Consider the following 17645-nt stretch of genomic DNA (forward strand, 5'->3'; position numbering starts at 1 on the left):
GGGGTTTCCATGGCTTTTCGAAAAAAGAGTTTAGGCGCATGCATTGCGAAAATATTTCGTCTCCAACGTTTAGCGGCCGAGCCCCGTGCCCATGCGCTCGGCATCAGGGAGAGTCAGATCCCATTTCTGGCCTTTATTCTTGAAAGCCCGGGGATAAATCAGGATGAGCTTTCCAGACAATATTTTATTGATAAGGGTGCTACCGCCCGACAAACGGCAAAGCTTGAAGAGCAGGGGCTGATCGAAAGGGTAGTTGATCCGGATAACCGGAGAAAAAAACGGCTCTATCCAACCAGCAAGGCTCTTACTCTTGGTCCCGATTTTTACGGAATGCTTGATGGCCTCAATGATACCTTCCTGGCGGGGTTTTCAGAAGCAGAGAAGGAACAGCTCCTCCTCCTCCTTGATAAGGTGTCTGTCAATATGTTAAAGCCATCCATAAATGAGTAATAGGTTATAGAAATGAGTTCTAGAGAAGAAAATGAATTTTCCACCGTCCTTCTGGTGTGTATTGTCCAGTTTATCACTCCCTTTATGGCTTCCGGGGTAGGCGTCGCCCTGCCTACAATTGGTCGGTACTTTTCCGCAAGTGCCTTTCAGCTTGGCCTGGCGGAAATGGTCTATATCCTTGGCTTAAGCACATTCCTCCTGGCAGCCGGGCAGATCTCAGATATACTTGGTCGGAAAAAGATATTTCTCACGGGGATCTGTGGCTTTATTCTCTGTACCTTCGCCCTTACTGCCACCCGGTCCATGGAGCAGTTTCTGGTCATCAGATTCTTTCAGGGAGTCAGTGTTTCACTTATTACCACCACTACCTTTGCCATTCTTACCTCCGTCGTTCCCGCGGAGCGGCGCGGAAGAAGTATGGGGATTATTATCTCCTCCATCTACGCGGGGCTGTCAGCAGGGCCAGCCCTGGGGGGCGTTATTGTCTCTCACTTTAACTGGCAGTGGCTCTTCGTCTTTACCGGTCTGCTTGCCAGCCTGGCCCTTTTTCTCTGCTTGAAATCGCTCAAGGGTGAATGGTGGGGCAGTCCCAATCAAAGATTCGACTATCGCGGCAGCACTGTCTATATGATCTCTCTTGCCTCTCTGATCATTGGGGTAGTGGGGCAGGAAATGGTGGGGGGATATGCTCTGTACTTGGGCACAGCCGGTATTGCCGGTCTCTGCTTTTTCGGTTGGCTGGAGACGCGGGTAAAGTCACCGATGCTCAACGTTCGCATGATTCTTGGCAATCGGGTGCTCTTTTTTACGGTGCTTACCACCCTGATCAACTATGGGGCAAGCTTTGGTATTATCTTCTTCTTTAGTCTGTATCTCCAGAGTGTTAAAGGTCTTTCTCCCCAGGTGGCGGGCTCCCTTCTCATTTTGCAAACCCTTGTTCAGTGTATCCTTGCCCCTCTTTCAGGAAAACTTGCCGATAAAATTTTTCCGGGGAAAATAGCCACTCTGGGGATGATCGTCGTAACCATAGGTCTTGGTCTGGCAACCCTCATAGATAGGGAGAGCTCCATTGCTATGGTTGCCGTGATATTTGCTATCATGGGGGTAGGTTTTGGCCTCTTTTCCTCGCCCAATATGACTGTTATCATGAACTCGGTGCCACGGGAGGCATATGGGCAGGCCTCAAGTCTGACAGCTACGGTGCGTACCTTGGGGATGCTCAGTAGCATGGCAATCTCATCCCTGTTGCTAGCTCATTTTATGGGTCATACGCCCATCACCGAGGAGAATATTCCCCTCTTTATGAAGAGTCTGCAAAACGGCATGCTGATCTTTACTGGTATGGGAGTGCTGGGTATCTTTTTATCACTGGGGCGGGCTAAACCTCTGGCTAATAGGGAGTAGGTTATGGAGCTTGTATGTTATTGCTTTAAATATAGTGAAGAGGATGTCAGGGCTGATATAGCTCGACATGGTCGTTCAACTCTGCTGGAAAAAATCAAAGAGGCCAAGGGGCAGGGGGACTGTAACTGCGCTGAAAAAAATCCTCTGGGTAGATGATGTCTTGGCGATGTTCACCGTGTTGTGAACAAGATTATGGCAGAGGGGAGAGGTTAGACCCAATTATTGATAGAGTGTGGAGAGGGATCGAATCACCGGGCTACCCGCCCCCGGATGCTGGCAGAGGCACTATCCCTCAGCATAGTAAGAGGGGGTCTAAGAGCCTCTGGGCGATGTAGAGCAAATTTTGCCAGCAAAGTTCTGGAGGGACATGGCAACAATGGCCTGCTATAGAGGTTCGTCAGCCGGTGTCTCTTAGCTGTCTTCGGTGGTGCTCAACAGTCAACCGTAGGCCGGCAGAGCCTGCTAATACTCATCAATATGATGCCATTCTGCATTTTCAAGCCAGTTGCCGGGGTCTGATCTTGAGACGAAGTCGACTATGTTCTGCATGATGTGTAAATGTTTTTCTTCTTCTGCTGCCAGTTGCTCAAAGATCAATTTTATCTTACCATCCTTGGTCTCTTTTGCCCTTTCTAAATAAAAGGTCTTACTCTTCTCCTCAATATCTCGGGCATGTCGATATGCATCTATTGTTATTGCCGTTTCTGCTTGGGTAGCTTCTTTTTGCTCCCTCATTTCAATAAAGATATTTCTTACATTTTTCAGCACCTTTCTGTTTTTTACCTGCGGCACGGCACTCTGCTGACGCAGTTGGTCGATATATTTGTAGTGCTCAACTTCCTCACCGGCCAGTAATGTAAAGATCTTTTGCAGGCCTGGTGAGCTGCTTCTCTTTACCAAGTCAAGATAATGCTCTTCCCCATCTTTTTCCATCTGCATGGCAAATTCATAGACATCCATTATCAATCTCCAAACTTGAGTTTCATCATGCGCTATCAATTAGGTGCTTGACGTTTTGTCGAGGGGGCCCGGCAAAACGTCAAGGCGCCACATTTTATGGGCCTGTTACTCTTTGCTAATACACTCTACGGGGCAGGAGGCGATTGCCTCATCTAGGCAATCACTTTCCTCGTTGGCACCGTCGATAACATAGGCCTTAGTCTCATCTTCATTGAAGGCGAATACTTCAGGGCAGGTTTCTACGCATGCTTCACAGCCGATACACTCATCTTCGTCAATTGTTACCTTTGCGGACATGATACTCTCCTTGTTTTGATTTTCCCTGTTCTCTCAAATCAGATTGACCAAGATTTGGTGAAATCGGTACCCTTGCACCTGGCATGGTTCTTCTTTGAGTTTTAGCTCTTGGCTTATTAAGGGCTAGTTGTTGTTTTCTAGCTAAAATATTTCACTCATCTATAACATTATCATCCTCAACTTCAATAAAATAGGATTATTTTTACAAGTTACAATTTGCTAGGAAAACAGGCAGTTGGATAAGCTGTTTTTGGCTGGGGAGAGGGTGGCCTTTTTGCTGAGCCGCTCCCGTGTCAGTTCGACCTGAGGGCAGGGTGGAATAGCTTCCTGTGAAAATAAAATGTCAGTCGATTGAGGTTATTATCCCTAAGGCGATGTCAGCGCTTAGATTTAATTTCAAATTGCCCAGAGCGAAAGATATAATGTCGGTGAGGCTATCTTCTCGATTTATGGGGAAGATGCTGCCCTTGTGCTCTGGATGCGGAACTTTTTACGAGGGTGAATGACTATATTTCCGCGGAGTAGGAGGAACATTATGTCGCTTGTGAAATGGAATCCTTGGCGAGAGATTGAAGATGTTTTTGACCGCAATATTAAGAGAGTGCCGTCCAGGCTAAGTGATCTGGGATTTGCTACAAGCGAAGACTGGACTCCCAAGGTGGACATCAGTGAGACCGATAAAGAGTTTATTATCAAGGCAGAGCTTCCTGAGGTAAAACGGGAAGATGTTAAGGTGACGGTAGATAAGGGTGTTCTTACAATTTGTGGAGAGAGAAAGCAGGAAAGAGAAGAAGAGGGCAAGACGTTCCATCGAGTTGAGAGATATTACGGTAGTTTTACCCGGAGCTTCACCCTGCCTGAAAATGTCGATGAGTCTAAGGTTGATGCCAGCTATAAGGACGGGATGCTCAATTTGAAAATTGAAAAAACTGAAGAGGCAAAACCGACAAGTATTGAGGTGGAGATTAAGTAGCTTCTCTTTTCTTTTCAGCTTTGGCTTCAAACCATGGGGCGGGGCAGAGCAGCCCCTCCTCGTGGGGCCGAGGCTTGACTATCATTTGTCAACAGTATCTTGCAATGATAAACCCACCACTGCCACTCTCATTACGGGGCGAGATTTATTGCTTCAATTCACCGTAATTCTAAGCGCATATCGTTTATTCTGCTCTCTTTGTTTTGGAATAGTCGCTGGGGCTGTTGCCAAAATAGCGTTTAAATTCTCGACTGAACTGGGTGCTACTCTCATAGCCCACCTCAGCTGCCGCTTCACTGACTCGCATTCTCTGCCCGATGAGGAGGGAGTGCGCTCTGCTTAAGCGGATTTTTTTGATATATTGGATGGGGGTTGAGGCGGTTATCTCCTTAAAAACACGGTGGAAGACAGAGGGACTCATGTTGACTAGCTGGGAGAGTTGTTCTACGGCAATGCCCTGCTGATAGTGTGTATCTATGAACTTTAAGGCCCTGTCGATTTGGGAGAGCCTGCTATTGTTGCTGGCAAGGGCATAGAGAGAGGCGGCGCCCTCGGCACAGATAAGACGAAACATTAACTCCTGGATAAGTGCTTCGCCAAGGATGTGGCTTTCCAGTGGTGTTTGCAGTGCTTGCAGTAATCTTCTTAGGGTCTCGTTTATAGTAGAACTTCTCCTGCCAAGAAAAAGGCCCTGTTGCTCTTTAGCATAGGAGGGAGGGGGGCGCTGGTCGCCGAGCTGAATGATGATGTGGTTGAGCTGTTGGACATCAATGTCTACCATCATCAGGAGCACTGGCTTTTGTGTCGTCGCGCAGGTCTCGCACTCTGCAGGGATGGGCACCGTTAGTACCAGGTAATTTTCGGGATTGTACTCATATATTTTGTCATCGAGGTATACCCTCTTTGAGCCCTGACCGACAAAGAGAACTCCTTGTTTGTAGCAGAGCGGGCCCCGGGGTGAATAGGCACTTGCCTTAAATATTTTAATTCTGGAGAGGGAGGTTTCGTTGAGCCCCTCCTCCGTCGCCAGATTGTTCATCAGTTCGCCTATGGTTTGCATGCTATCCCCTTTTATAAGATGTGATTCTTTCACCATAACAGGTCGGCCCGGTAATGCGATTATTTATAGGGGCAGTAGGATTAGGCATGAAAATGATGGCTTTGTGTCTTCTCTTTTTTTCAAATTTATTTAAATATTAGCTGATGTAACAAAACATGTAGATTGCGGCTAAGCAGCTCTCTATTTATGGGAACCATGAAAAATAGTCTTTTCTTCAAATTGCTGCGTTATTCGAAAAATTCTATCCTCGAAATATTGCCTATATGTCTGTGGTAAAATTTTACGAATGCCTTGATCTTTATTGAAAAATCCTAATTTTTCAAGCCACCCTTATAACAAAAAAAGGATATCACTATGTTGAATTTTAGTTTTTATAACCCGACAAATATTGTTTTTGGTGAAGGACAGCTTCAGGAGCTTGATAATCTTGTCCCTAAGGATGCCAGGGTGCTCATTACCTACGGTGGCGGTAGCGCTCAGCGCACAGGTGCTCTCGACAGGGTTAAGGCTGAGCTGGGCAAATCGGAGCGAAGCCTCTTTGAATTTGCTGGCATCCCTGCAAATCCTGCCCTGACCGTACTTCTTCAGGCAATTGAGTATGTGCGTGAAAACAGGATTGATTTTCTTCTTGCCGTGGGTGGCGGTTCGGTGATGGATGGAACAAAGTTCATTGCCCTTGCCTCCTATGCCAAAGAGTTTCAAGGGAGAGAGCGGGAGCTGATGAACTTCGGTTTTAATCCGGTACCCGTTGCCAGTGCCATTCCCTTTGGTACAGTGGTGACTCTGCCTGCCACCGGTTCTGAGATGAACAACGGGGCGGTAATCAGTGACGGCGAAGACAAACTTCCGGTCTTTAGTCCTTATACCTTTCCCAGGTTTTCTATTTTAGATCCAACCCTTACCTATACCCTGCCTGCAACTCAGGTGGCAAACGGTATTGTGGACACCTTTATTCATACCGTGGAACAGTATATTACCTATCCCGCCGAAGGACGATTTCAAGACCGTACTGCTGAGGGTATTCTCCAGACCCTGGTAGAGGTTGGAAAAAAAACCATCGATGATCCCAGTGATTATGATGCCAGGGCAAACCTGGTCTGGTGTTCCACTATGGCCCTCAATGGTCTCATTGGTGCCGGTGTTCCTCAGGACTGGAACACCCATATGATAGGTCATGAGATCACTGCCCTTACCGGTATTGATCATGCCAAGACCCTGGCCACTATTCAGCCTGCCATTTGGCGGGTGCGCCGGCAAGAAAAGCGGGAGAAGCTACTCCAGTACGCTGAGCGCGTTTGGTCTATCACCGAAGGTGGAGAGGAGGAGCGCATTGATCAGGCCATAGCCAGGACCGAAGAATTTTTTCAAAGCCTGGGCATCCCCACCAGACTCTCGGCCTATGATCTCGGCGAAGATTTTATCGGTAGGGTACTGACCTCTCTTGAGAGACATGGGATGACGGCACTTTCGGAACGGGGCGACGTAACCCTTGAGGTTTCAAAGAGGATACTGCAAGCGGCCCTGTAGCAGAGCCTCTTAATGTCTTAGGTAAGGGGGACAGGCATAGGCCTGTCCCCCATTTTTTAGCCCTACGCTTTTTGAATTGGGGCTGGTTTTTTGACATGCCCCAGAACAGACATGGCCGTTGCCACCACCGATGACATCTCTCCCATATTAGAGGGGATGATCATGGTATTATTCTTCTTGGCCAGTTTGCCAAATTCAACAACGTATTTTTCTGCCACGCGTAGATTTGCCGCTGTCTCCCCGCCTTCCAAGCTTAGGGCATTGGCAACTTTTTTTAGTCCTTCAGCTGTGGCCTGTGCGACCACTTCAATCTCTTTTGCCTGGCCCTCTGCCTCATTTATACGTTTTTGCTTTTCACCCTCGGAGACGGCAATGGCCTCTCTTTTCAGACCTTCGGCGCGGTTTATTCGGGCCTGTCTATCGCCTTCTGAGAGGGCAATGGTGGCTCGTTTTTCCCGTACTGCCCGCATCTGTTTCTCCATTGCCTCCATTACACTATGGGGTGGGGTGATATCTTTTATCTCGTAGCGCAGAACCTTGACACCCCAGTTTTGTGAGGCCTCATCTATGGCGGCAACGACCTGCTGGTTGAGGGTGTCACGCTCTTCAAAGGTTTTATCCAGTTCAATTCTGCCGATGACTGACCTCAGAGAGGTTTGGGCAAGTTGGCTTGCCGCATATTTATAGTCCTCAACACCATAGGCAGAGAGTTTGCTATCTATGACCTGAATATAGAGGATGCCATCAACGGCTATGGTGATGTTGTCGTTGGTAATACAGTCCTGAGAGGGGATGTTCATCACCTCTTCTTTCAGGGAGCGCTTGTAGGCAACCTTGTCCAGGAAGGGGATGAGGATGTGGAAACCGGCACTAAGTGATTGGCGATATTTGCCAAGACGCTCAACAACAAACTCTGAGCGCTGTGGAACTACAGTGGCTGTCTTCAATAGTAATATTATTGCTATGGCAGCAAGCACAGCAACGACAATGATGGATTCATTCATATCCTACTCCTTATAATTTTTTGACTCTGAAGGTAAGTCCGTCTTCTGATTCCTGGCTTGTAACTAAAACAGATTGTCCCTCTTCGATGCTTTCATCGGCAACAGCTCTCCAGAAACTCCCCATTACCTTGATTTCGCCAGGCGTATTTGCTGATATTTCCTTGGTTACCAGTGCCGTCTTGCCAATTTTTGAGTTAATATATGGGTCTTCGTGATCATCACGAGTGCTCCCTTTGAAGGTTTTTAGACAATACCTGCGCAGGGAAAAGAGAAAAAGCAGGGAGGAGATGATGAAGATTAATATCTGGGTGGGTAAGCCGATGTCTGTTAACCAGGCTGTTAAACCGGCAATCCAGCATCCAGCTGTGAAAAAAATCAGAATGAAGCCTGGCAGGAGCAACTCCACGATTAAAAAGAGAACACCCACAAGAAACCATATTAGCGAATAGGAAAGAGTCATGTTTTTAACCAATTTACCTGTTGAGATGAGAGGTGGCTACCGATTGCTCCATACTATATAGAGACGATCTGTACTCTCTTAGTTTATCTGTTGCCCTGCCGTGGTTCAATTCTTTTCTAGGGAGGACAACTATAAAGTTGTATCGAGGCAAAGACTAAGAGGCTTTTTTTATGTTCGTCCTCAGGGTGGAGGTTCTTCTCTTGATAAGGAGTGCAAGCTCATCCTCAGGAAAGAGAGCAGGTAGTTAGCTGTAGGAGGTGGGTTGTGTATCGTTCTCTTGTTTATTGGGAGAACAGCTCTGTAGAGTCCTGTCGCTATAGGGGAAAACTATTTCTTTCTTTTCAAGATAATCCTATGTTATAACAGATTGTTGGCGTGGGGCGAGACTCTGCTTTTGTGAGTGTTGCAGTTACAGGTAAGTGCTTCTGCGTCTTATGAAGGAGGAAGGACATTGATATATGATATTAATGTCTTTTGCGAATATTTATGTCGTCGATGTGACGTGTCTTTTTATTGGGAGGGTGCAGGTGATAGAATTACCAACAGTTGTTATTCGTGGTGCAGGAGATCTGGCAACGGGTGTTGCTCTACGGCTTTATCGTGCTGGCTTTAAGCGTATTCTGATGCTTGAGCAGGAAAAGCCTCTTGCCGTAAGGCGAACGGTCTCTTTTTCTGAGATTGTTTATGCGAAGGGGCATAGGGTTGAGGAGGTTGGTGCCATTCTTGCTACCTCTCAGGCGGATGTGCTCTCTGCCTGGAAGGGCGGGGATATTCCTGTTCTTGTGGATCCGGAACTCTCCTGTCTTGCTGAGATGGATGTAGATATTCTTGTTGATGCTATTTTGGCAAAGAAAAATTTAGGCACCAGACGGGATCATGCCCCATTGGTGATTGGATTAGGGCCGGGATTTTCTGCAGGAGATGATGTAGATCGGGTGGTCGAAACTAAGCGGGGACATTTTCTTGGTAGGCTTATTACCGACGGCCCCGCTACTGCAAATAGCGGTAAGCCAGGCGCTGTTATGGGCTATACGACAGAACGTGTTATTTGGGCTGAGCAGGCAGGATTTTATACCAGTCCTCTGCAGATAGGGGCCTTGGTAGAGGCGGGTGACGTTATTGGTTCTGTCGATGGTGTTCCGTTTTGTACTGAAATTTCAGGGGTTTTACGTGGCCTTCTTCCAACTGACATTCAGGTGGGAAAGCGGTGTAAGCTTGCCGATATTGACCCTCGTGGCCTGGTGAATTATTGCGATTCTGTTTCCGAAAAGGCCCTTGCCATTGGCGGCGGGGTGTTGGAAGCTGTGTGTAGCTATACTCTTAATAGGATGTTGTCCTAAGGGATACTTGAAAAATATTCTTCTCTTTGTTGGCAGATTCCCCCGGGCCTTAGCTTTTGTTGTAGGCTGGCGGTTGCAGTATTCTCCTTTCTTGGCTAGAACCTGGGGAAATGAACAAAAAGAAGGATAAGGATGCTTTTATTGTTGACAGCGATAAAACATTCATGTATAGTGACGTTCACGTAACGCGGGGTGGAGCAGTTTGGTAGCTCGTCGGGCTCATAACCCGAAGGTCGTTGGTTCAAATCCAGCCCCCGCTACCAATTTCAAAAAAGGGCTTACAGGCTTTTTGGCTGTAAGCCCTTTTTTTTGAGTTTTTGTTTCTACTTCGTCTCTCTTGGATAAGATCCAGATGAAACTCTTTGAGTTTTAAGAGCGGCCTGTGGAATCAGGAAACAGACAGCAGGGAAGTTTTTTCTCTGATCTGTTACACAACCTATAGATGCACAGAGTGTGCTTATATAGGAAATTAAATAGTGGTGAGTGATAAAAGCTTACCCTGTTTCAGTACTTTAGGTAAAAGAAAAATTGTCAGATTTTATATATGTTGCATGTATTCAGCATGACAAGTACTACCTCAGGTTTGGGACATTAAACTTTGTTTAGGAGATTGTCATGGCTGAAGGAATTGTAAAGTGGTTTAACGATGCGAAGGGTTTTGGTTTTATCGAGCAAGAGGGTGGAGATGACCTTTTCGTACATCACACCAGCATTAATGCTTCCGGTTTCAAAACTCTCGAAGAAGGTGCACGCGTATCTTTCGAGATCGAAGACGGCGCTAAAGGACCAGCGGCAGCAAACGTTACCGCCCTTTAAGTTGTAAATACATAAGGTTAGAATAATCTCTTTGAGGTTTTTTTGACCAAGGTATTAAGAAGCCCCTTAGGATTAATTTCCTAAGGGGCTTTTTTTTTATAAAAAATGAGAAAGCTGACGTTAAATTGTATTTTTTAGCTTGATTCCTCTTGCATAAAGACATTCTAGTATTATTTTATTGGGAATGATTATTAAATATTTATAGAGGCTAGTATGGAAAATAGACAGGTAGATGCGGATCAGGCGCAGCAGTGGGTTCATTCTGGTGAGGCTGTACTGATAGATATAAGAACTATGCCGGAGGTTATGGCCCTTGAAATTGCCCATTCCCTCTATATGCCTTTGAGTTTGGTATCGGCTAAGAGAATTGAGCAACTACAGCTGACAGAGGATAAAAAGATAGTCTTTTTCTGTCGATCAGGAAATCGCTCAGCTAGCCTACTTGAGGCTCAGCCGAATTTACATGGTGGGAATATCTGGAGCTTGCAGGGTGGCTTGCTCTCTTGGCAGAGGCGGGGACTTCCGGTTGCCACAAAGGGGCAACAGGCCATTTCTCTTGAACGGCAGACCCATATTACTGTTGGATCTTTGATTCTATTGACGGCCTTTTTGGGGGCCACTATAAATCCCTCATTTTTTGGAGCAACGGCGTTTTTTGGTGCCGGTCTTCTCTTTGCAGGATTGAGTGGTACCTGTATGATGGCGAAGATGCTTATGAAACTTCCCTGGAACAGAGCTGCTTAATCTAGGGATCGTTTTTGTCTCTTTAACCTGTTATCATTGCTCTTGGTAGGACGTTTCCTTGAGCTCATGAGTGAATAGAGAGGTAGAGAATCAATGACATATAAGGCAGCAATACCCGCCTATGGACGGGTTGAAGAGAGATTAAATGTTCTCTCCCACGGTCTTGGTGCTTTGGGGGCGGTGGTGGGGTTCTGTTATTTGCTTCATCAGGCCTTTATTATGAGCAGTTGGCCCTATTGGCTCAGCGCTACGGTCTTTGGTGGTGGCATGGTCTTGATGCTTACCAGCTCTACACTGTATCATTTGGCGAAAAAACCTGTTCTACGCAAGTGGTTACGACGTTGTGACCATGGCATGATCTTTATATTTATTGCAGCGACCTATACACCTTTTACCCTTCTGGCTTTGCAGGGTGATCAATCTATCTTTTGGACTGCTATTATTTGGTCTATTGCCCTGCTTGGTATCATTGTTGCCTTTATTCCCTTTAAGCATAAGGTTTGGGTGGAGATTCCTCTCTGTTTGGGCTTGGGGTGGCTTGCCATATTTCTCTATGGCTCTTTTTCTGGGGAATTAGGTCTTGGCGGGCATTGGTTGTTCGCGGGGGGAGTTGTTTATAGCGTGGGGGCCCTGCTATATTTGGTAAAAAAAATGCCCTTTAATCATGCTATCTGGCACTGTTTTGTCCTGGCTGGCTTGAGTTGTCACTATGTGGCGATCTCTGCTTATCTTATGACTTAGGTCGTTTTCCATTGATACAAAAAAGGCTGATATCCATTGTGGATATCAGCCTTTTTTTATTCATCTTTTTAGGAAAGACGATTATTTTGCAATGTGTTCGAGTCCTGGGGCAGGAAATTTATCACAGAGAGCTTGTACTTCCTGGGCAATTTCGGCAAGAACTGCGCTGTCTTCGAAATTATTGACAACTCTGTCCATCATGTTACCGAGTATTACCATCTCAGCCTTGGCAAAACCCCTTGAGGTGATTGCGCAGGTGCCGAGGCGGATACCGCTAGGATCAAAAGGTTTGCGCTTATCAAAGGGCACAGAGTTGCAGTTGAGAACAATGCCTGCAGCATCAAGGGCCTTTGCCGCCTGCTTGCCGGTAATGTTTTTGTTGGAAAGGTCAATGAGCATAAGGTGGTTTTCTGTGCCACCTGTTACCAGATTAAAACCTTTCTCAATAAGTACATCGGCAAGGCTTGCTGCATTTTCGACTACCTGAGCGGTATATTTTTTGAAGCTATCTGTGCTAGCCTCTTTCAGGGCAACGGCAATGGCTGCGGTGGTGCTGTCGTGTGGACCGCCCTGCATTCCCGGGAATACAGCCTTGTCGATTGCCTTGGCATATTCAGCCTTACACATGATCATTGCCCCACGTGGGCCGCGGAGGGATTTGTGGGTGGTGGTGGTAACTACATCGGCATATGGAAATGGAGAGGGATGAACGCCACCGGCAACAAGTCCTGCAAAGTGGGCCATATCAACCATCAGCAAAGCCCCAACCTCATCGGCGATTTCGCGGAACTTGGCGAAGTCGAGTATCCTTGGATATGCAGAGTGACCGGCAATCAAAATTTTTGGTTTGCATTCAAGGGCCTTGTTACGAATTTCTTCGTAATCCAGTATGCCCTCTTCGTTGAGTGCATAGGAGACGGCATTAAAATATTTACCAGAAATACTTACCTTGGAACCGTGGGTAAGGTGTCCACCGTGGGGAAGTGCCATTCCCAGGATGGTGTCGCCAGGTTTTAGGAAGGCGAGATAGACGGCCATATTAGCAGGAGATCCTGAGTATGGCTGTACGTTAACATGTTCTGCGCCAAAAACAGCCTTTGCCCGGTCAATGGCAATGCTCTCTATTTGGTCAATAAGCTGTTGCCCCTCATAGTAGCGCTTGCCGGGATATCCTTCTGAATATTTATTGGTAAGAATAGAACCTGTTGCCTCAAGCACAGCCGAGGATACATAGTTCTCTGAGGCAATGAGACGAATCTTATTGTGCTGACGTACCTCTTCTTGTTGGATTAAAGAAAAAATTTCTGGATCTTGCTGTTGTAAAGCTGTCATTGCATCTCCTCGTTCGGTCTTGTGCACCCAGAGTTTTAATTATTACTGTGGTACCGCACGTGCTAAAAAATGGTATATTCCTTGTTAGGAACAGGTTGATCTCTCCTGCTGCCTATGTGGCTGGAGAAAAAATGAGCATGGGCTTTGGCCTATAGGTGACATTTCAGGTGGCAATGTGTTGGTGAAAGCCAATCTGGCTATTTTAGCCTCCCATAGAAAACCAATATGGGCAGGACAATATACTAAAAAATTGCTGTTTGCACGGAGAAACTGTGAATTACAGATAAAAATAGGTGCTTTGATGATCAGTTTGTCAATTTCCAGTTAAAAAATTGCCCAAATGAGCAATTGTGCCGTTTTTTAATAAAAAATAAATATTAAGAAATATTGTGATAGAATTTAGAATGATAAGTAATCATGTAAATATAGCAACCTAAAAACAAATTAAGCTGAGCAGACTCTGGCCTTGGCTGATATTGCAACGGATAATGGTGAGGATGGTCTCTTTGCTGTTCTTGTACGAGGCATTTGCCTGAATGTGGGAGGATGTGGAGGAGGAGCGTTTCGTTCGGGGAGAAAGGAAATATCTCGTCTTTTTTTAGGTTAGTCTTCTTATATTGTTGCTTACAGGATCTTTGTTTGCTGGTAGGTCTTACTTGAAATCAAACCCATAGAGGGGTAAAAGAAGGTAGGTTATGAATTGTACCTACTTCTATAAAGGCTAATGACAAGATGAAATTGATGAACTTGACCTTATATAAAAATAAACCGCTACAGCTATGGGGACAGTGCTTTTTTCTGTTTTTTCTATTTGTTGTGGCCCTTCCTCAGCAGGTTTTTGCTGCTGAGAAATATAATATTGTCTATCTGCTCACCGATGATATTGATCTTGCCCTTGACTATAAGGATGATATTGAGCCTGTTCTGGGGACAACAATTAGTGATAAATTGAGGATTGTCAGTAAGGGCAAAAAATATGCTGTTATCTATAATGGCGGTGATTCGTCACAATCTGTAGCCAGTACTCTGGTGAAACATGTAGATTTGCTTGAGAAGGCAGGTTTTGATCAGCCCTATGCATCAATGGAGCAGGGCTTTTCCCGCCTCTATAATGTCAGTTATGGGATGGGGCCAAATATTGATGCTCTGAAAAGGACTTATAATAAGGTCTATGCAACCCTAGGTGAGGATGTTGGCCGTAATCTCTTTATCGAAAAAACAGCAAAGGGCAATTATACCCTGATCTATCGTAGGCGAGGTACGAAGAAGTCAACCAGTGTGGTGGCCAGGCGTCATGGCAGAATACTCCGCTTGAAGAAGATAAGGCCCTCTATTACGCAAGAAAATAATAATGAGGTTGTTTTTGGCGAGTCGAGTCTGCTGGATGAGGATGAAGAGAAGGTAGTTGTCGTTAAGGGCGAGCGCACTGTGATGGATGTTTTATCGGCACCACAGGTTGGCGATGAAATAGTGATTGTGCAGGAAAAAAATATTCTGCCGTTATCGCCGGCTTTGCCTGGCTTACCCTCCATTGTCTTTCCTGCCGAGAAAATTAAGTTGCAGGCGGTTAAGAAAGTATATATTGCCAAGGTGACGGGACGTGGCAAGAGGGTGCATAAAACGGTTTCCAGCACCCTACGGGTAAAAAGGTCATCTTCACGGAAAGTTGAAAAATCTATTGAAGCCTATATTGCCAAGCTTCGTCAGAAGGGAAAAATTTCCAGAGATGAAGCCACGGGCTGGATGGTTTTTGATCTTGCCACCGGTGAGTCAATTGTTGATATTAACGCTAATCGGAAATTTCAAACAGCAAGCATGATCAAACCATTTGTGGCCCTTGCCTTCTTCCATAAGGTGCAGGCTGGTCAACTGACCTATGGCCCAAGGAGCAGGCGTAATATGACGGCCATGATTCAGAGATCCAGTAATTCATCAACTAACTGGGTCATGCGTCAGGTTGGTGGGCCTCGGGCCTGCGAGGCTATTTTGACCAAGTACTATCCGCAAATTTTTAAGGGGATTGAGCTTAAGGAGTATATTCCAGCCGGAGGACGTACATATAAAAACCGTGCATACCCATCTGATTATGTTCGTTTTTTGCGAGAACTTTGGGACAGGAAGTTGCCTCACTCAAAAGAGATGAGGCGTCTTATGGCCCTGCCTGGTCGGGATCGGCTCTACTTTGGTACTCCCATTCCCCGTGGAACTTTGGTCTATAACAAGACAGGTTCAACAGCACATCTCTGTGGCGATATGGGTATTTTAGTGCCTAAAACCAGAAGTGGTTCTCGTTACCCATATGTTATTGTGGGTATTATTGAGAAAAAATCTCGATCGGCAAATTACGGTGCCTGGGTTGCCTCACGAAGTAAGGTGATTCGTCAGGTGTCAACTCTTGTCTATCGGGAGATGAAGAAAGAACATAGGTTGAGATAGGTGTTTTTCTTCGATTCTCTGCCTCTACTTGTCTCCTTCTAACTGGCGATAGTGGCGCTCTCGGTCGGCGGTATCCTGCTGATAGTAGGAGGAGAGTACCTGGTAGAGTCGTTGGTATTCATCTTGCATTTTCAGGGGACGATCAAAGAAGAGCTCTGTTGCCACGGCAAAAAACTCTGCTTCATTGAGGCTCCCATAGGAATCAAGCAGGGTAGACTGTCCCCGTTCAGTCTCTTGGCGCAGGCGTAAAAATTCTTCGGTAAAAGTCTTCACCCACTGCATATAGAGCTCTCTGCTATGCAGTTCCGGGGTACCATCTGCCCGGCCATCACGCATATCAAGAATATGGGCAAATTCATGATATACCACATTATGGCCTCTTTCCGGATGCCTTGCCCCGGAGAGAACGGCATCCCAGACCAGAACTACGGCCCCCTGTTGCCAGGCTAGGCCGAGAACCTGTTGCTGATCGGGGATAATCGATCCACCCATGGAAAAAACTGATTGTCTGGCAGGCGGAATGGTCACGGTAGTTGGATAGACTAGAACAGAGTCAATATTACTGTACTGAAATAAGGGGAGGCCAAGTACTAAAAGACTGGCCTGGGCTGCGATGATCACTCTTATGGTATCATTGAGTTCAAGTCCGCCACAGCCCTCAAAGTTTTTCTCTGCTATAAATACTTGAGAGAGATCTTCCACTGTCTTTTTTTCATCTTCGCTAAGATATTTATAGTGAACCAAATTCTCCTGTAAAATATCTCGCCAGTGGCAGGGAAAGGGCTCCTGCAAAATTTTTCCTCGCCGACGTTCTTTCAACCAGTTCAGCATAGCCATTTCCCCCTTAAAATATTTCAGATGTGAGCGTTTTTAGACAAGGGCAATAAGGTCAATTTCAACCCGGGCATTCTTGGGCAGGTGGGCAACCTCAACACAGGCTCTGGCAGGTGCCTCTTCGCCAAAAAACTCTGCGTAAACTGCATTGATCTTGGCGAAATCAGTGAGGTTTGCAACAAAGACAGTGGCTTTTACCACTAACTCAAAGTTGCTTCCCGCAGCCGAGAGTATTGCCCCGAGGTTGGTCATTACCTGGCGTGTTTCTGTCTGGACATCACCTGCTACAATCTCTCCCGTTACCGGATCAAGGCCCAGCTGCCCCGAAACAAAAACCATGGAATCGGTTTTCACTGCCTGCGAATATGGACCGAGGGCATTGGGTGCATCTTTAGTACTGATAACTTTACGTTGTTGAACAGCCATCTCATTCTCCTCTGATAGATTAATAAAAAATTATTATACACAAAGCAGAGGGGAAATTCCTCCTTTCTCTCTGTTCTCGGGTAGCCCTGTTTGTCAGGTTGCTCTGCGCCATTTTTTTCAAGGAAAAGAGGATTATTTTATCCTGTAGTGAAGAGGTGTTTTTTTACAGGCAGGAATGAGATGCTAGCTGCTTTTTTTTATGGCACCTAGGCAGAAAAAAGTGATTGCAGGGCAATGTTGCCCTGCAGGTGCCGAAAGGTTAAGATGGGCCGATATCTCTCTTAATCGATATCTCAGGGCAAATGCTACCCTCGTCTGAGGCGGGATTATAGATTTTGCCTTAAATCCTTTTTATGTCAGTTGGGAGCTCTTCTGACTGCTTTTCCGGAATAATGAAAATACTTTTTCTTTGCACAGGAAACTCCTGTAGAAGCCAGATGGCCGAGGGCTGGACCCGTTATCTTCATCCTGAAATATTCACCGTCTATTCGGCAGGAGTTGAAATTCATGGCATGAACCCCCACGCCGTTCAGGTAATGGGGGAGGCAGGTATTGATATCAGTGGTCAGAGGTCTCAGCACCTCGATGATTTTTCTGCTCTGGAAATTGATTATGTCATCACCGTCTGTAGTAACGCTCAGGAGAGTTGCCCTATCTTTCCCCGAGCTACCAAGACCCTGCATGTGGGCTTTGATGATCCTCCCGCCATGGCTCGTGAACTGGCAGCAGCCGGTGCCGGTGCGGAGGTACAGCTGGACTGTTACCGCCGGGTCCGGGATCAGATAGGCGAGTTTGTCCGCACCCTGCCAGAGAGGCTCTCCGCATAGAAAGCTCGTCGGAC

Annotated in this window: 19 protein-coding genes and 1 tRNA gene; 12 read left to right on the forward strand and 8 right to left on the reverse strand. The window is 46.3% G+C overall.

The features are described 5' to 3' along the window. The first annotated feature begins 9 nt into the window (after window positions 1-9). From DP_RS09500 to DP_RS09510, 3 genes are read left to right on the forward strand one after another with little or no spacing between them, the layout of a single operon-like run. Complete coding sequence (locus DP_RS09500; protein WP_011189103.1) at window positions 10-450, forward strand: MarR family winged helix-turn-helix transcriptional regulator; 441 nt, start codon at window positions 10-12, stop codon at window positions 448-450. Window positions 451-462: 12 nt separating this feature from the next. Further along, window positions 463-1854 (forward strand): MFS transporter, encoded by a 1392-nt coding sequence (locus DP_RS09505; RefSeq protein ID WP_011189104.1) that lies wholly within the window; start codon window positions 463-465, stop codon window positions 1852-1854. A 3-nt stretch (window positions 1855-1857) separates the two neighbouring features. Further along, window positions 1858-2010, forward strand: a complete 153-nt coding sequence (locus DP_RS09510; RefSeq protein ID WP_041277851.1) for a bacterioferritin-associated ferredoxin — start codon at window positions 1858-1860, stop codon at window positions 2008-2010. A gap of 306 nt (window positions 2011-2316) precedes the next feature. Here DP_RS09510 and DP_RS09515 read toward each other — a convergent pair whose 3' ends face one another. Both DP_RS09515 and DP_RS09520 read right to left on the reverse strand, forming a co-directional pair. Continuing rightward, entirely contained in the window at window positions 2317-2814 is a 498-nt protein-coding gene (locus DP_RS09515; protein ID WP_156792255.1) for a ferritin-like domain-containing protein, read from the reverse strand. 105 nt (window positions 2815-2919) lie between these two features. Further along, on the reverse strand, window positions 2920-3111 hold the full coding sequence (locus tag DP_RS09520) for a ferredoxin (protein ID WP_011189106.1): 192 nt from the start codon (window positions 3109-3111) through the stop codon (window positions 2920-2922). Between the two features lie 535 nt (window positions 3112-3646). Between DP_RS09520 and DP_RS09525 the strand changes: the two genes are divergently transcribed. Further along, window positions 3647-4084 carry an Hsp20/alpha crystallin family protein gene (locus DP_RS09525; RefSeq protein ID WP_041277852.1) on the forward strand — a complete coding sequence of 146 codons (438 nt, stop codon included), beginning with the start codon at window positions 3647-3649 and terminating at the stop codon, window positions 4082-4084. Between the two features lie 184 nt (window positions 4085-4268). Here the strand turns inward: DP_RS09525 and DP_RS09530 are convergent, their stop codons facing one another. Continuing rightward, entirely contained in the window at window positions 4269-5144 is an 876-nt protein-coding gene (locus DP_RS09530; protein WP_011189108.1) for an AraC family transcriptional regulator, read from the reverse strand. 354 nt (window positions 5145-5498) lie between these two features. On the opposite strand from DP_RS09530, the gene DP_RS09535 reads away from it, so the two are divergent. Continuing rightward, window positions 5499-6671: an iron-containing alcohol dehydrogenase gene (locus tag DP_RS09535; protein WP_011189109.1), complete on the forward strand. Its 1173-nt coding sequence runs from the start codon at window positions 5499-5501 to the stop codon at window positions 6669-6671. Between the two features lie 62 nt (window positions 6672-6733). Here the strand turns inward: DP_RS09535 and DP_RS09540 are convergent, their stop codons facing one another. Both DP_RS09540 and DP_RS09545 read right to left on the reverse strand, forming a co-directional pair. Continuing rightward, complete coding sequence (locus DP_RS09540) at window positions 6734-7675, reverse strand: SPFH domain-containing protein (protein WP_011189110.1); 942 nt, start codon at window positions 7673-7675, stop codon at window positions 6734-6736. 10 nt (window positions 7676-7685) lie between these two features. Further along, window positions 7686-8135: an NfeD family protein gene (locus DP_RS09545; protein WP_041277853.1), complete on the reverse strand. Its 450-nt coding sequence runs from the start codon at window positions 8133-8135 to the stop codon at window positions 7686-7688. 527 nt (window positions 8136-8662) lie between these two features. On the opposite strand from DP_RS09545, the gene yqeB reads away from it, so the two are divergent. From yqeB to trhA, 5 genes are all read left to right on the forward strand, one after another. Then, on the forward strand, window positions 8663-9475 hold the full coding sequence (gene yqeB / locus DP_RS09550; protein ID WP_228130136.1) for a selenium-dependent molybdenum cofactor biosynthesis protein YqeB: 813 nt from the start codon (window positions 8663-8665) through the stop codon (window positions 9473-9475). 186 nt (window positions 9476-9661) lie between these two features. Continuing rightward, a tRNA-Met gene (locus DP_RS09555) sits at window positions 9662-9738 on the forward strand. A 352-nt stretch (window positions 9739-10090) separates the two neighbouring features. Next, entirely contained in the window at window positions 10091-10291 is a 201-nt protein-coding gene (locus DP_RS09560) for a cold-shock protein (RefSeq protein ID WP_011189113.1), read from the forward strand. Window positions 10292-10504: 213 nt separating this feature from the next. After that, window positions 10505-11035: a rhodanese-like domain-containing protein gene (locus DP_RS09565; RefSeq protein ID WP_011189114.1), complete on the forward strand. Its 531-nt coding sequence runs from the start codon at window positions 10505-10507 to the stop codon at window positions 11033-11035. 93 nt (window positions 11036-11128) lie between these two features. Next, on the forward strand, window positions 11129-11776 hold the full coding sequence (gene trhA, locus DP_RS09570) for a PAQR family membrane homeostasis protein TrhA (RefSeq protein WP_011189115.1): 648 nt from the start codon (window positions 11129-11131) through the stop codon (window positions 11774-11776). Window positions 11777-11857: 81 nt separating this feature from the next. On the opposite strand, the gene DP_RS09575 is transcribed toward trhA, so the two are convergent. After that, entirely contained in the window at window positions 11858-13108 is a 1251-nt protein-coding gene (locus DP_RS09575; protein WP_041277854.1) for a serine hydroxymethyltransferase, read from the reverse strand. A gap of 741 nt (window positions 13109-13849) precedes the next feature. Here DP_RS09575 and DP_RS16860 point away from each other — a divergent pair. Next, window positions 13850-15544: a serine hydrolase gene (locus DP_RS16860; RefSeq protein WP_162096647.1), complete on the forward strand. Its 1695-nt coding sequence runs from the start codon at window positions 13850-13852 to the stop codon at window positions 15542-15544. Between the two features lie 24 nt (window positions 15545-15568). Here the strand turns inward: DP_RS16860 and DP_RS09585 are convergent, their stop codons facing one another. Beyond that, window positions 15569-16375 carry a M90 family metallopeptidase gene (locus DP_RS09585; protein WP_041277855.1) on the reverse strand — a complete coding sequence of 269 codons (807 nt, stop codon included), beginning with the start codon at window positions 16373-16375 and terminating at the stop codon, window positions 15569-15571. A 39-nt stretch (window positions 16376-16414) separates the two neighbouring features. Next, window positions 16415-16804 carry a RidA family protein gene (locus DP_RS09590; RefSeq protein WP_011189119.1) on the reverse strand — a complete coding sequence of 130 codons (390 nt, stop codon included), beginning with the start codon at window positions 16802-16804 and terminating at the stop codon, window positions 16415-16417. 392 nt (window positions 16805-17196) lie between these two features. Between DP_RS09590 and DP_RS09595 the strand changes: the two genes are divergently transcribed. Then, on the forward strand, window positions 17197-17631 hold the full coding sequence (locus DP_RS09595; protein ID WP_041277856.1) for an arsenate reductase ArsC: 435 nt from the start codon (window positions 17197-17199) through the stop codon (window positions 17629-17631). Window positions 17632-17645: the final 14 nt, after the last annotated feature.

Source organism: Desulfotalea psychrophila LSv54 (assembly GCF_000025945.1).
In the GTDB taxonomy this organism is placed as follows: domain Bacteria; phylum Desulfobacterota; class Desulfobulbia; order Desulfobulbales; family Desulfocapsaceae; genus Desulfotalea; species Desulfotalea psychrophila.